This is a genomic window from Variovorax sp. 10N432 (assembly GCF_056394465.1).
The window spans coordinates 114,044-127,058 of sequence record NZ_JBFTHX010000010.1 but is presented as its reverse complement, the minus strand read 5'-3'; the positions used below and the strand labels follow the sequence as shown (position 1 = coordinate 127,058).

Sequence of the window (13,015 nt, the reverse complement as noted above, 5' to 3'; positions counted from 1 at the left end):
CGCCGCGAGCTCAGGTGCCGGCCGCGCGCAGCAGCACGGTGCGGGCCATCGCCTGCGCCAGTTCCTGCTCGCCCAGGCAGACCGTGACCGCGTCCTGCTGGGTCAGGAGGCGTGCCTCGTCCTCGTTGTGGCTTCGGATCACGGTCTCGATCGACGGATTCAGGGTCCGCGCCGCCTCGATCATCTGACGCACGTTGATCGCATCCGCGGTGGCGATCACCAGCACCCGGGCGCGCGCGATGTGGGCCTGGATCAGCACCGCGGGATCGGCCGCATCGCCCCACACCGCCGCCATGCCCTCGCCGCGCAGCTGCTCCACGATGGCGCGGTTCTGCTCGGCCACCACGAACGGAATGTCGTGCGCCGCCAGCGCGGCCGCGATGCGCCGGCCGACGCGGCCGTAGCCCACCAGCACCACCTGGCGCGAGAGGTACCTGGCCTCGGTGTGCATCGGCAGTTCGGCCAGCGGATCGTCGCGCGACGCCAGCCCGCGCGCGAAGGACGAATGCGCGTGCAGCCACTGCTGCACCGGCCCGATCAGGCTGAACCAGAGCGGATTGCTGGCGATCGAGATCAGCGCCCCGGCCAGCAGCAGGCTCTGGCCCTCGGGCGGCAGCAGCCCGAGCGAGCCGCCGAGCGCCGCCAGGATGAAGGAGAACTCGCCGATCTGGGCCAGGCTGGCGCTGACCGTGAGCGCGGTGCCCAGCGGGTAGCGCAGCAGCAGCACCAGGGCACAGGCCGCGACCGACTTGCCGACCACGATCACCAGCACCACCGCCAGCACCTGCAACGGCCGCTCGATCAGCACCGCCGGGTCGAACAGCATGCCGACCGAGACGAAGAACAGCACCGCGAAGGCATCGCGCAGCGGCAGCGACTCCTGGGCGGCGCGGTGGCTGAACTCGGACTCGCGCATCACCACGCCGGCGAAGAAGGCGCCCAGCGCGAACGAGACGCCGAACAGCGCCGCCGAGGCGAAGGCGATGCTGACCGCGGCCGCCACCACGCAGAGCGTGAAGAGCTCGCGCGAGTTGGTGCGCGCCACCTGCCACAGGATCCACGGGAACAGCCGCCGGCCGACCACCAGCATCAGCAGCACGAAGCCGCCGACCTGCAGCAGCGTGAGGCCCAGCGTCTGCCAGACCGGCGCGCCGGTGTCGACCGGCGCGGCACCGTCCAGCGCGCCCGCGAGCGGCGGCAGCAGCACCAGCACCAGCACCATCGCCAGGTCTTCCACCACCAGCCAGCCGACCGCGATCCGGCCGGTGAAGGTCTCCAGGATGCCCAGGCTCTCGAGCGCGCGCAGCAGCACCACCGTGCTGGCCACCGAGAGCGCCAGCCCGAACACCAGCGCCCCGCCCGGACTCCAGCCCCACCAGCTGGCGAGCCCGGCACCGAACAGCGTCGCCACCGCCATCTGCACCAGCGCGCCCGGCAGCGCGACCTTGCGCACGGCCAGCAGGTCGTCGAGCGAGAAATGAAGGCCGACGCCGAACATCAGCAGCATCACGCCGATCTCGGCGAGCTGGGCGGCGATGCCGGCGTCGGCGACGAAACCCGGGGTGAACGGCCCGATGATCACGCCCGCCAGCAGGTAGCCGACCAGCGCCGGCAGCCGCAGCCGCGTCGCCAGGAAGCCGAGCACCAGCGCCAGGCCGAGGCCGGCGGCGATGGTGTTGATCAGTGAAACGCTGTGGGGCATCGACTTGCATTCTGCAAGAACGACACCCCGGCAAGGTCACGAGGCCATCTTTTCCGTACGGGCGTTGATCAGCACCTCGGGCTCCTGGGCCTCGATCCAGGTCTCGTTGTTGAGCCCGGCCTGCAGGCGCTCCATGTCCAGCGCGTCGGTCCACTTGGCGACCACCAGGGTGGCGACGCCATTGCCGATCAGGTTGGTCAGCGCCCGTGCCTCGGACATGAAGCGGTCGATGCCGAGAATCAGCGCCAGGCCCGCCACCGGCACATGGCCGACCGCCGACAGCGTGGCCGCCAGCACGATGAAGCCGCTGCCGGTCACGCCCGCGGCGCCCTTCGAAGTCAGCAGCAGCACACCGAGCAGCGTGATCTCCTGCATCAGCGTCATCGGCGTGTTGGTCGCCTGGGCGATGAAAACTGCCGCCATCGTCAGATAGATCGAGGTGCCGTCGAGATTGAACGAGTAGCCGGTCGGGATCACCAGGCCGACGGTGGTCTTGTTGGCGCCCAGGTTCTCCAACTTCTCCATCATCCGCGGCAGCACCGACTCGGACGACGAGGTGCCCAGCACGATCAGCAGTTCTTCCTTGATGTACTTGATGAACTTCCAGATGCTGAATCCGTGCAGCCGGGCGATCGTGCCGAGCACCACGAAGATGAACAGCAGGCAGGTCAGGTAGAAGGTGCCCATCAGCTTGCCGAGGGAGAACAGCGAGCCGATGCCGTACTTGCCGATCGTGAAGGCCATGGCGCCGAAGGCACCGATCGGCGCCAGCTTCATGATGTAGTTGACGATCACGAAGAGCACGTGCGAGCCCTTCTCGATGACATCGAACACCAGCGTGCCGCGGCCGCCGAAGCGGTGCAGCGCGAAGCCGAACAGCACCGCGATCAGCAGCACCTGCAGGATCTCGCCCTTGGCGAAGGCATCGACCAGGGTGTTCGGGATGACGTGCATCAGGAAGTCGACCGTGCCCTCCATCTTGCCCGGCCCGGTGTAGGCGGCCAGCGCCCGGGTGTCCAGCGACGCCGGATCGATGTTCATGCCGGCACCCGGCTTGAGCAGGTTGACCAGCACCAGCCCGACCACCAGCGCGATGCTGCTCACGATCTCGAAGTACAGCAGCGCCAGGCCGCCGGTCTTGCCGACCTTCTTCATGTCCTCCATGCCCGCGATGCCGACCACCACGGTACAGAAGATGATCGGCGCGATCATCATCTTGATCAGCTTGATGAAGCCGTCGCCCAGCGGCTTCATCGATTCGCCGAGCGCGGGGTAGAAGTGGCCGAGCAGCACGCCGATGATCACCGCGGTGATGACCTGGACATAGAGGGACTTGTAGATGGGGGGTTTCGCTGGCAGGGTGGCTGGCATCGGTGTGGGTGTCATGCGGTGATCTCCAGATGTGGTGTGTTTGGAATGGGAGACAGGAACCGGCGCACGCGCCGCGCACATGAAAAAACCCGCCGTGGCGGGTTTTTTCGCAGCGTCTTCCGTGGCGGCGCCTCAGTGCATGTGGAGCCCACCATTGACCGAGAAGTCGGCCCCGGTGGAATACCCGCCTTCGTCGGTCGCCAGCCACGCGATGATGGAGGCGATCTCGCTCGGCTCGCCGAGGCGTTTGACCGGGATCGTGCCGACGATCTTGTCGAGCACTTCCTGGCGGATCGCCTTCACCATGTCGGTACCGATGTAGCCCGGGCTGACGGTGTTGACGGTCACGCCCTTGGCGGCGAGCTCCTGTGCCAGCGCCATCGTGAAGCCGTGCATGCCAGCCTTGGCGGCCGAATAGTTGGTCTGCCCGGCCTGCCCCTTGGCGCCGTTGACAGAGCTGATGTTGATGATCCGGCCCCAGCCCTTTTCGACCATGTCGCCGACCACCTGCTTGGTGACGTTGAACATGCTGTTGAGGTTGGTCTCGATCACCGAGCTCCAGTCTTCCGGTGTCATCTTGAGGAACATCCGGTCGCGCGTGATACCCGCGTTGTTGACCAGGACGTCGATGCTGCCGTGCTCGGCCTTGGCCTTGGTGAAGGCCTCGACGGTGGACTGCCAGTCTCCGACGTTGCCGACCGAGGCATGGAACTCGTAGCCCTCGGCCTTCTGCTCCGCCAGCCATTTGGCGTGATCGCGGGTGGGGCCGCAGCCGGCGATGACGGTGAAACCGTCCTTGGCCAGGCGCTGGCAAATGGCCGTTCCGATGCCCCCCATGCCCCCGGTGACGTATGCGACTTTTTTGCTCATGAAGTTTCCTTGGTATTTGCGAGCCTGAACAGGCGTTGACCACTTTATCGAAGTTTTTGGAGCCCGCCCGATGAGGAAAACACTGACCCCTCAATGCAACCGGGTGTCACAAGCCGTCCATATACTGAGTCGATGTCCTCAATCGAGCTGATCGACATCGCCAAATCATGGGGCGACGCCACCGCCCTGCAGTCGGTCAACCTGCAAATCGAACCCGGCTCATTCTGCGTGCTGCTCGGCCCGTCCGGCTGCGGCAAGTCGACCACGCTGCGGATCCTGGCCGGGCTGGAAACCGCCACCGAAGGCCGGGTGGTCATCGACGGCCGCGACGTCACCGCCCTGCCGCCGGCCCAGCGCGGGATCGCGATGGTGTTCCAGAACTACGCCCTCTTCCCGCACCTGAGCGTGGCCGACAACATCGGCTTCGGCCTGTCGGTGCGAAAGACGCCGGCGGCCGAAAGCGCGCGCCGGCTGCGCGAGGTCGCCGCCCTGCTGGGCCTCGACGCCCTGCTCGATCGCAAGCCCTCGCAGCTCTCGGGCGGCCAGCAGCAGCGGGTGGCCCTGGGCCGGGCGCTGGTGGCGCAGGCCAAGGTCTGTCTCATGGATGAACCGCTGTCCAACCTGGACGCCCAATTGCGCCAGGACATGCGGCGCGAGCTGCGCGAGCTGCAGCGCCAGCTTGGGCTGACGGTGGTCTACGTCACCCACGACCAGACCGAGGCCATGAGCATGGCCGACCAGGTGGTTCTGCTGAATCGCGGCCGCATCGAGCAGGCCGGCCTGCCGCGCACGCTCTACGCCCGCCCCGCCACCACCTTCGCGGCCCGCTTCATCGGCACCCCGGCCATGAACCTGGTGGCGCTGGAAGGCGGCTGCATCGCCGGCAGCGAGGTCGCCACCGGCCATGACGCCGCGATGCTCGGCGTCCGGCCGGAAGCCATCGCGCTCGCTCCGCGCGGCATCCCCGCCACGGTCCGGGGCCTCGAATACCTGGGCGCCGACCTGGTGCTGCGCTGCGCGATCGGCAGCCAGGTGCTGCTGGTGCGCACGGCGGGCGGCTGCGAGGCCGCGCCGGGCGACCAGGTCGGCCTGTACTGGGCGCCCGAAGACAGCCACGGCTTCGATGCCGCCGGCCACCGCATCGATTGATTTCACTCCCGAGGAAGAAGACCATGAAACGCAAGACTTTCGTCCGGGGCCTGGCCCTGCCCCTGCTGGCCGCCGGCGGCCTGTTCGCCGCCGGCACCGGCCTCGTGTACGCCCAGGCGCCGGTGGAACTCCAGTTCTACTACCCGGTCGCGGTCGGCGGCCCGATCGCCAAGACCATCGACGGCTTCGCCGCCGGCTTCATGAAGGAGAACCCGGGCGTGAAGGTCTCGCCGATCTACGCCGGCACCTACCAGGAGACCATCGTCAAGGCCCTGACCGCGCACAAGTCGGGCACGCCGCCGGTCACCTCGGTGCTGCTGTCGACCGACATGTTCACGCTGATCGACGAGGAGGCGATCGTCCCCTTCGACGACTTCGTGAAGACGGCCGAGGACAAGGCCTGGCTGGGCGGCTTCTACAAGGCCTTCATGATGAACAGCCAGACCGGCGGCAAAACCTGGGGCATTCCGTTCCAGCGCTCGACCGTGGTCATGTACTGGAACAAGGAGCTGTTCAAGGAAGCCGGGCTCGACCCGAACAAGCCGCCGGCCACCTGGGCCGAGCTGAAAGACGCCGCCACCAAGCTGACCAGGAAGGACGCCGGCGGCAAGGTCGCGCAATGGGGGGTGCAGATCCCGTCGAGCGGCTTCCCCTACTGGCTGTTCCAGACCCTGACGACGCCGAACGACGCCATCCTCGCCAACGAGGCTGGCACCGCCGTGAAGTTCGACGATCCGAAGGTGATCGAGGCCCTGCAGTACTGGGTCGACCTCGGCAAGGCCGGCATCCACCCGCCCGGCGTGGTCGAGTGGGGCACCACGCCCAAGGACTTCTTCGAGAAGAAGGCCGCCATCATCTACACCACCACCGGCAACCTGACCAACATCAAGGCCAACGCCAAGTTCGACTTCGGCGTCGGCATGATCCCGGGCAACAAGCGCAAGGGCTCGCCCACCGGCGGCGGCAACTTCTACATATTCAAGAAGTCGACGCCGGCGCAGCAGGATGCCGCCTTCAAGTTCGTCAAGTGGATCACCCAGCCCGAGCGGGCTGCGCAATGGAGCATGGACACCGGCTACGTCGCCGTCTCGCCGGCCGCCTACGAGACCGACACGCTGCGCAAGTACGGCCGCGACTTCCCCGCCGCACTGGTGGCGCGCGACCAGCTGCCGGTGTCGGTCGCCGAGTTCTCCACCCACGACAACCAGCGCGTGACCAAGGCGCTCAACGATGGCCTGCAGGCCGCGCTGACCGGCAGCAAGACGCCGGCGCAGGCGATGCAGGACGCGCAGCGCGAGGCCGACCGGATCCTGCGCGCGTCCAAGTGAGGCAAGGCACCACCGCCGGCAGCAGCACCGCCCGCGAGGCGGCGCACGCCTGGCTGCTGCTGTTGCCGGCGCTGGTGCTGCTGGTCGCGTTCACGCACTGGCCGGCGGTCTCGACGCTGGTCGACAGCTTCTACTCGACGCCCAAGGGCAGCCGCGCCGGCGTCTGGGTCGGGCTCGAGAACTACCAGGTCATGGTCGGCGACCCGGTGTTCTGGAAGGCGGTGCGCAACAACCTCTGGTTCGCGGGCGCGACCATTCCGATGTCGATAGCGCTGGCGCTGGTGATGGCGCTGTGGGTCAACGAGCGCATCGCGGGCCGCGCCTTCCTGCGCATGGCCTACTTCACGCCGACGGTGCTGCCGATGATCGCGGTGGCCAACATCTGGCTGTTTTTCTACACGCCGCAGTATGGCCTGCTCGAGCAGATCACCGGCGCGCTGGGCCTGCCCTCGCACAACTGGCTCGGCAGCCCGGCGACGGCACTCGGCGCGGTCACGCTGGTGGCGATCTGGAAAGAGGCCGGCTTCTTCATGATCTTCTACCTGGCGGCGCTGCAGAGCCTCAATCCGAGCCTGCGCGAGGCTGCGGCGATCGAAGGCGCCTCGCGCTGGTATTTCTTCCGCCGGGTGCAATGGCCGCTCTTGATGCCGACCACGCTGTTCGTGCTGGTCAATGCCTTCATCAACGCCTTCCGGATGGTCGACCACCTGTTCGTGCTGACCCGCGGCGGGCCCGACAACGCCTCGATCCTGCTGCTCTACCACCTGTACGAAGTGGGCTTCAGCTTCTGGGACACGGCCTACGCCTCGGCGATCACCGTGGTGCTGGTGGTGGTGCTGGCGGGCATCGCGCTGTTCCAGTTCTTCGTGCTCGACCGCAAGGTGCACTACAAATGAGCGCGTCGGCCCAACGCCTGGCCTACAACGAGCCCACGCTGCTCGACACGTTGGCCGCCTGGCTGCTCGCGCTGCTGTGGATCCTGCCGCTGGCCTACGCGGTCTGGACCGCCTTCCACCCGGCCGAATTCTCGACCCGCTTCGCGCTCGCGGCGCCGCTCACGCTGGACAACTTCCGCCGCGCCTGGGAGGCCGCGCCGTTCGCGCGCTACTTCCTCAACACCACCTTGCTGGTGGCGATGGTGCTGGTGGTGCAACTGGTGCTGGGCACGCTTGCGGCCTATGCCTTCGCGCGCTACCGCTTCAAGGGCCGCGGCGTCGCCTTCGCCCTGGTGCTGGTGCAGTTGATGATCATGCCGGACATCCTGCTGGTCGAGAACTACAAGACCATGGCGAAGCTCGGCCTGGTCGACACGCTGCTGGCCATCGGCCTGCCCTACTTCGCCTCGGCCTTCGCGATCTTCCTGTTGCGCCAGACCTTCATGGGCATTCCGAAGGAGCTCGACGAGGCCGCGCGGGTCGAGGGCGCCAGCGCGCTGCAGACGCTGTGGCGCGTCTACGTGCCGCTCGCCAGGCCGGTCTACACCGCCTTCGCGCTGGTGTCGGTGAGCTTCCACTGGAACAATTTCCTCTGGCCGCTGATCATCACCAACAGCGTCAACGCGCGGCCGCTGACCGTGGGCCTGCAGGTGTTCTCGTCGGTCGACCAGGGCGTCGACTGGTCGGTCATCACGGCCGCCACCTTGATGACTTCGGCGCCGCTGCTGATCGCTTTCCTGCTGTTCCAGCGGCAGTTCGTGCAGAGCTTCATGCGCGCCGGCATCAAGTGAAAGCTCAATAGGACTTCGGCAGGCCGAGCACCTTCTCGGCGATGAAGCAGAGGATCAGCTGCGGACTCACGGGCGCCAGGCGCGGGATCCAGGCTTCGCGCAGGTAGCGTTCGACGTGGTACTCCTTCGCGTAGCCCATGCCGCCGTGCGTCAGGATCGCGTTCTCGCAGGCGCCATAGCAGGCTTCCGCAGCGAGGAACTTCGCGCTGTTGGCCTCGGCGCCGCAGGGCAGCTGCTGGTCGTAGAGCCAGGCGGCCTTCTGCACCATCAGGTGCGCCGCCTCGAGTTCCATCCACGACCTCGCCAGCGGATGCTGGATCGCCTGGTTCATGCCGATCGGGCGGCCGAACACTTCGCGCTCGTTGGCATAGTTGGCGGCGCGCTCCAGCGCGGCGCGGCCCAGGCCGATCGCCTCCGACGCGATCAGGATGCGCTCGGGGTTCAGGCCATGCAGGATGTAGCTGAATCCCTTGCCTTCCTCGCCCACCCGGTCCTCGACCGGGATCCGAAGGCCGTCGATGAAGACCTGGTTCGAATCGACGCACTTGCGGCCCAGCTTCTCGATCTCGCGGACCTCGACCTTCGAGCGGTCCAGGTCCGTGTAGAAGAGGCTCAGGCCCTCGGTGCCCGTGCAGTCCTCGACCGGCGTGGTGCGCGCCAGCAGCAGGATCTTGTTCGCGACCTGGGCCGTGCTGATCCAGACCTTCTGCCCGTGCACCACGTAGTGGTCGCCTTCGCGGACAGCCCGTGTCTTCAGCTTGAGGGTGTTCAGGCCGGTGTTCGGCTCGGTCACGCCGAAGCATGCGCGGTCCTTGCCCTGGATCAGCGGCGGCAGCCAGCGCCGCTTCTGCTCGTCCGTCCCGAAGACGACCACGGGATGCAGACCGAAGATGTTCATGTGGACCGCGGACGCACCCGACAAGCCGGCGCCGGTCGCGGAGATGGTGTGCATCATCAGTGCCGCGTCGCTGATGCCGAGCCCCGCGCCGCCATGCTCTTGCGGCATCGCGATGCCGAGCCAGCCCGACTCGGCGAGCGCACTGTGGAAGTCGGCCGGAAAGCCGCCCTCGCGATCCTTGCGCAGCCAATAGTCGGCATCGAAAGGCGCGCAGACCTTTTCGATGGCGTTGCGGATCTGTTCCTGCTCCGGTGTGAGGCTGAAGTTCATGGAGGTCTCCTGATTCAATCGTAGGCGGGCCGGCGAAGCTTTTCCGGCGACTCTGCGTAGGGCGGGCTGTAGATCACCAGCAGCTTGACCGGGGTGTCGCTCGTCACCTGAAAGACGTGCATGGCGTCGGCCGGAAAGAAGCAGGTGTCGCCGGCTGCCATGTCGAAGGCTTCGCCCGCCACCTCCACATGTGCCGTGCCCTCCAGCAGGTGGCAGGCCTGCTCGACGCCCGGGTGCGCGTGCGGCAATGCGCCGCCGCCCTTCTGCAAGGTGCCGAGCACCACCTCCATCTGGCGTGCGCCCGTGGTTTCCGGGCCGATGAGGCGCTGATTGCTCGTGTGGTGGTGATTGGCGGGCCGGTAGCTCGGGACGTCCTGGCTGCGGACCAGGTACTTCGGTTTCATGATCGGATTCATGATCAGGTGCTCGGCGCCGTGCAGGCGCCGCTGGCCAGGAGGCCGCGGACAGCGGTATCCGAATAGCCGGCCTCGCGCAGCAGTTCGACGGTGTGCTCCCCCAGGCGCGGCGCGGGCGCGGGCTCGCGCTCGGGAGGGGTCGCGGACCACTTCGTCGGCGGCGCCATCACGTGCAGCAGCCCCTCCGTCGGATGCAGGGTCTGGCGCAGGAATCCGGTCGCACGCAGCTGGGCGTTCGCCAGCAGGTCGGCCGGGCTGTTCATCGGCATGTTGGGAACGTCGGCCGCATCGAGCAGCGCCCGCCACTCGGCCGTTGTGCGCCTGCGCATGATCCGCGAGACCTCGGCATAGACGGCGTCGATGTGGGCCGCGCGCGCGCCGTGCGTCGCGAAGCGCGGATCGGCCCCGAGGCCGTCGCTCTCCCCGATGGCCTCGAAGAAGCTGCGCCAGTGCTTGTCGTTGTAGATCAGCACGCACAGGCGCCCATCCCGCGTGGCGTACGGCTTCCTGTGGGGAGTCAGCAGCCGTGCATAGCCGGGCTCGCCCCGCGGCGGATCGAAGCTCAGTCCGGCCATGTGGTCGCCCAGGATGAACTGCGACATCGACTCGAACATGGGCACGCTCACCGCTTGCCCCTGCCCCGTCTGGCTGCGCGCATACAGCGCCGCGGTGACGGCGTAGACCGCATGCAGGCCGGTGACGCGATCGCAGAGCGTCGTCGGCGCATAGATCGGCTCGGGCGCGCCGTACTGCTGCATGAGCCACGGCACGCCCGTGGCGCCCTGGATCAGGTCGTCATAGGCCGGCCGCGCCGCATCGGGCCCGTCCTGGTCGAAGCCGCAGCAGTTCACGTAGATGATCCGCGGACTGCGCTCCTTGACGGCTTCGTAGTGCAGGCCCAGGCGTGCCATCGCCTTCGGCCGCACGTTGCTGACGAGCACGTCGCAGCCCTCGGCGAGCTTCAGCACCGCCTCGCGCCCATCGTCGGCTTTCAGGTCGAGGGCGATGCTGCGCTTGCCTGCATTGGCGTGCAGGAAGATGTGCCCCATGCCGGGATTCTTCATGGGCCCGACGTGGCGCATGTTGTCGCCCTCGCGGCTCTCCACCTTGATGACGTCGGCGCCCAGTTCGGCCAGGATCTGGGTCGCATACGGCCCCATGACCACCGAAGTCATGTCGAGCACGCGCACACCCGAGAGCGGGCCGCGGCGCGCGCGATCTGCTTGCTGCTTCATGGCTATTCCTGGCGGATGCCGGCCTGCTTGATCAGCGCGGTCCAGTGCGCGAGCTGGTCGGCCACGTACTTCGCGAAATCGTCCGGGCCGCTGCTGGGCCAGACTTCGAAGCCGAGCTGCGCGAGCTGGTCCTGCACTTCCTTTTCGGCCAGCACCTGCCGGAGCTCGGCGTCCAGCCGCTCCACGACGGGCCGGGGCATGCCGGCCGGCCCGAGGACGCCGTTCCAGGAGGTCAGGTCGAAGCCCTTGACCGTGTCGGCCACGGGCGCCACGCCGGGCAGCGACTTGACCGGCCCCCTGGTCGTCACCGCCAGCGCCCGGACGCTGCCCGCCTTGATCATCGACATGCTGGAGCCGAGGTCGGCGACATACATCTGCACCTGCCCGCCCATCAGATCCGTCAAGGCCTGCGGGCTGGACTTGTAGGGTATGCCGAGCATGTCGATGCCGGCGATCCGCTTGATGGTCTCGGCGGCCGCCAGCGAGGTGCTGTTCGGCGTCGCATAGGAGAGCTTGCCCGGGTTCGCCTTGGCGTAGTCGATCAGCTCCTTCATGCTGTTCACGGGCAGCTTCGAACCCACGACCACCGCGAAGGGCAGCTCGCCCACGCGGGCGATCGGCGTGAAGTCCTTGATCGGGTCGTACTTCAGGTTGGCGAACAGTGCCGGGTTGGCCGAATGCGAAGTGTTCGTCGTCATGAACAGCGTGTAGCCGTCGGGCTTGGCCTTGGCGACGTACTGGGCGCCGATCTGGGCACTGGCGCCCGCCTTGTTGTCCACCAGCACCGGCTGCCTGAGCCGCTCGCCCAGCCGCTTCGCCACGATGCGCGCGACGGCGTCCGTGCCGCTGCCGGCCGCGAACGGCACCACCATCGTGATCGGCGCCGCGGGATAGTCCTGCGCGGCGGCAAGCGTCGAGCCGACGAGGGCCAGCAGCGCCAGGGCCCGTTGAAATGGATGCATGCGGTTGTCTCCTGTAGGTCCGTCGTCTGGATTGCGACGTCCCGGATCTTGGAGACGATGATCATTTGCGTCCAATTCACATTGTGGCTGGATCGATTCATTTCTAGAATCGTTGCGGATGAAGCTGAATTCCCTCCGGTACTTTGCCGTGCTGGCCGAAGAACTCCATTTCGGACGCGCCGCCGACCGGCTGGCGATCACCCAGCCGCCCTTGAGCCTGGCGATCAAGGCGCTGGAGGAAGAGCTGGGCGTGCGGCTGCTGCTGCGCAGCAGCAAGCACGTCGAACTGACGCCGGCCGGCTCCGCCTTCCTCGAGGAAGCCCGCCAGATCCTGGATCGCGTCGCGCGGGCTTCGTCGATCGCCCTGGCCGTGGCCAGCGGCAGCCGCGGCCGGCTCGACGTCGGAATGGCCGGCTCCCTGGTCTACCGCGGCGTGCCGGCCATCGTGCAACGCTTCGACACCGACGCCCACGGCATCGAACTGATCCTGCACGAGATGTCGACCGCGGAGCAGCTCCAGGGCCTGCTGCACGGCCAGCTCGATGCGGGCTTCCTCAATGCCTTCGTGGTCCCGCCCCAGCTGCGCTCGCTGCCGCTGGTCGACGACGAGTTCGTGCTCTGCCTCCCGGCCGCCCACCGCTACGCCGGCGCGGAGGCAGTCGATCTCGGCGACCTGTGCGAAGAGCGCTTCGTGATGTTCTCGCGCGACGTGTCGCCGGCGAACTACGACAACGTGATCGCCATCTTCAGCCGCGCCGGCGTCCATCCGAAGACGGTCCATGCCGCGCGCCAGTGGCTCACCATCGTGGCGATGGTGGCCGAAGGGCTGGGGGTGTCGCTGGTGCCGCGCTCGCTCGCGCGGTCGCGCGTCGACAACGTCCGCTTCGTGCCGTTCACCGGCGCCTCGGCCATCACGCCGGCCTTGCTGGTCTGGAATCCGGCCCGCACCAGTCCGGCCCTCGAGAAATTCGTCGCCAGCGCCGGCTCGACGATCGAGGGGCTGCGCGAGGCGATGCTGCCGATGCCCAGCCGCAAGCAGCAACAGGGTCGGAGCAACCTGATAAAACGCCCTCATCAACGCTGATGGG

Annotated in this window: 12 protein-coding genes; 5 read left to right on the top strand and 7 right to left on the bottom strand. The window is 67.5% G+C overall.

The window, feature by feature from the left end; genetic code table 11:
• Positions 1–10 precede the first annotated feature (10 nt).
• From AC1DF3_RS14340 to phbB, 3 genes are all read right to left on the bottom strand, one after another.
• Positions 11–1,702: a cation:proton antiporter domain-containing protein gene (locus AC1DF3_RS14340; RefSeq protein WP_286532906.1), complete on the bottom strand. Its 1,692-nt coding sequence runs from the start codon at positions 1,700–1,702 to the stop codon at positions 11–13.
• 36 nt (positions 1,703–1,738) lie between these two features.
• Complete coding sequence (locus AC1DF3_RS14335; protein ID WP_286532904.1) at positions 1,739–3,088, bottom strand: dicarboxylate/amino acid:cation symporter; 1,350 nt, start codon at positions 3,086–3,088, stop codon at positions 1,739–1,741.
• Positions 3,089–3,205: 117 nt separating this feature from the next.
• Positions 3,206–3,943, bottom strand: a complete 738-nt coding sequence (phbB, locus tag AC1DF3_RS14330) for an acetoacetyl-CoA reductase (RefSeq protein ID WP_286367376.1) — start codon at positions 3,941–3,943, stop codon at positions 3,206–3,208.
• Between the two features lie 132 nt (positions 3,944–4,075).
• On the opposite strand from phbB, the gene AC1DF3_RS14325 reads away from it, so the two are divergent.
• Genes AC1DF3_RS14325 through AC1DF3_RS14310 form a run of 4 tightly spaced genes read left to right on the top strand, consistent with a single transcriptional unit; the run spans position 4,076 to position 8,146 of the window.
• Complete coding sequence (locus AC1DF3_RS14325) at positions 4,076–5,092, top strand: ABC transporter ATP-binding protein (protein WP_286532902.1); 1,017 nt, start codon at positions 4,076–4,078, stop codon at positions 5,090–5,092.
• A gap of 23 nt (positions 5,093–5,115) precedes the next feature.
• Complete coding sequence (locus AC1DF3_RS14320; RefSeq protein WP_478139981.1) at positions 5,116–6,420, top strand: ABC transporter substrate-binding protein; 1,305 nt, start codon at positions 5,116–5,118, stop codon at positions 6,418–6,420.
• Entirely contained in the window at positions 6,417–7,316 is a 900-nt protein-coding gene (locus AC1DF3_RS14315) for a carbohydrate ABC transporter permease (protein ID WP_286532899.1), read from the top strand. Before AC1DF3_RS14320 ends, AC1DF3_RS14315 begins: the two co-directional genes overlap by 4 nt.
• Positions 7,313–8,146 carry a carbohydrate ABC transporter permease gene (locus AC1DF3_RS14310; RefSeq protein ID WP_478139980.1) on the top strand — a complete coding sequence of 278 codons (834 nt, stop codon included), beginning with the start codon at positions 7,313–7,315 and terminating at the stop codon, positions 8,144–8,146. The genes AC1DF3_RS14315 and AC1DF3_RS14310 overlap by 4 nt, the downstream gene beginning before the upstream one ends.
• Positions 8,147–8,150: 4 nt before the next feature.
• Here AC1DF3_RS14310 and AC1DF3_RS14305 read toward each other — a convergent pair whose 3' ends face one another.
• Genes AC1DF3_RS14305 through AC1DF3_RS14290 form a run of 4 tightly spaced genes read right to left on the bottom strand, consistent with a single transcriptional unit; the run spans position 8,151 to position 11,927 of the window.
• Positions 8,151–9,314 (bottom strand): acyl-CoA dehydrogenase family protein, encoded by a 1,164-nt coding sequence (locus tag AC1DF3_RS14305; protein ID WP_286532898.1) that lies wholly within the window; start codon positions 9,312–9,314, stop codon positions 8,151–8,153.
• Positions 9,315–9,328: 14 nt separating this feature from the next.
• Entirely contained in the window at positions 9,329–9,718 is a 390-nt protein-coding gene (locus AC1DF3_RS14300; protein WP_478139979.1) for a cupin domain-containing protein, read from the bottom strand.
• A gap of 14 nt (positions 9,719–9,732) precedes the next feature.
• Positions 9,733–10,965: a CaiB/BaiF CoA transferase family protein gene (locus AC1DF3_RS14295; protein WP_478139978.1), complete on the bottom strand. Its 1,233-nt coding sequence runs from the start codon at positions 10,963–10,965 to the stop codon at positions 9,733–9,735.
• A gap of 2 nt (positions 10,966–10,967) precedes the next feature.
• Positions 10,968–11,927, bottom strand: a complete 960-nt coding sequence (locus tag AC1DF3_RS14290) for a Bug family tripartite tricarboxylate transporter substrate binding protein (protein ID WP_478139977.1) — start codon at positions 11,925–11,927, stop codon at positions 10,968–10,970.
• A gap of 118 nt (positions 11,928–12,045) precedes the next feature.
• Here AC1DF3_RS14290 and AC1DF3_RS14285 point away from each other — a divergent pair, with 118 nt between their 5' ends.
• Complete coding sequence (locus AC1DF3_RS14285) at positions 12,046–13,011, top strand: LysR family transcriptional regulator (RefSeq protein WP_478139976.1); 966 nt, start codon at positions 12,046–12,048, stop codon at positions 13,009–13,011.
• Positions 13,012–13,015 lie beyond the last annotated feature (4 nt).

Bases quoted from the DNA above. Each gene is read 5' to 3' on its own strand.
- AC1DF3_RS14340 (WP_286532906.1), bottom strand. From the start codon at position 1,702: ATGCCCCACAGCGTTTCACTGATCAACACCATCGCCGCCGGCCTCGGC.
- AC1DF3_RS14285 (WP_478139976.1), top strand. From the start codon at position 12,046: ATGAAGCTGAATTCCCTCCGGTACTTTGCCGTGCTGGCCGAAGAACTC.
- AC1DF3_RS14290 (WP_478139977.1), bottom strand. From the start codon at position 11,927: ATGCATCCATTTCAACGGGCCCTGGCGCTGCTGGCCCTCGTCGGCTCG.
- AC1DF3_RS14300 (WP_478139979.1), bottom strand. From the start codon at position 9,718: ATGAAACCGAAGTACCTGGTCCGCAGCCAGGACGTCCCGAGCTACCGG.
- AC1DF3_RS14310 (WP_478139980.1), top strand. From the start codon at position 7,313: ATGAGCGCGTCGGCCCAACGCCTGGCCTACAACGAGCCCACGCTGCTC.
- AC1DF3_RS14335 (WP_286532904.1), bottom strand. From the start codon at position 3,088: ATGACACCCACACCGATGCCAGCCACCCTGCCAGCGAAACCCCCCATC.
- AC1DF3_RS14320 (WP_478139981.1), top strand. From the start codon at position 5,116: ATGAAACGCAAGACTTTCGTCCGGGGCCTGGCCCTGCCCCTGCTGGCC.
- phbB (WP_286367376.1), bottom strand. From the start codon at position 3,943: ATGAGCAAAAAAGTCGCATACGTCACCGGGGGCATGGGGGGCATCGGA.
- AC1DF3_RS14325 (WP_286532902.1), top strand. From the start codon at position 4,076: ATGTCCTCAATCGAGCTGATCGACATCGCCAAATCATGGGGCGACGCC.
- AC1DF3_RS14295 (WP_478139978.1), bottom strand. From the start codon at position 10,965: ATGAAGCAGCAAGCAGATCGCGCGCGCCGCGGCCCGCTCTCGGGTGTG.
- AC1DF3_RS14305 (WP_286532898.1), bottom strand. From the start codon at position 9,314: ATGAACTTCAGCCTCACACCGGAGCAGGAACAGATCCGCAACGCCATC.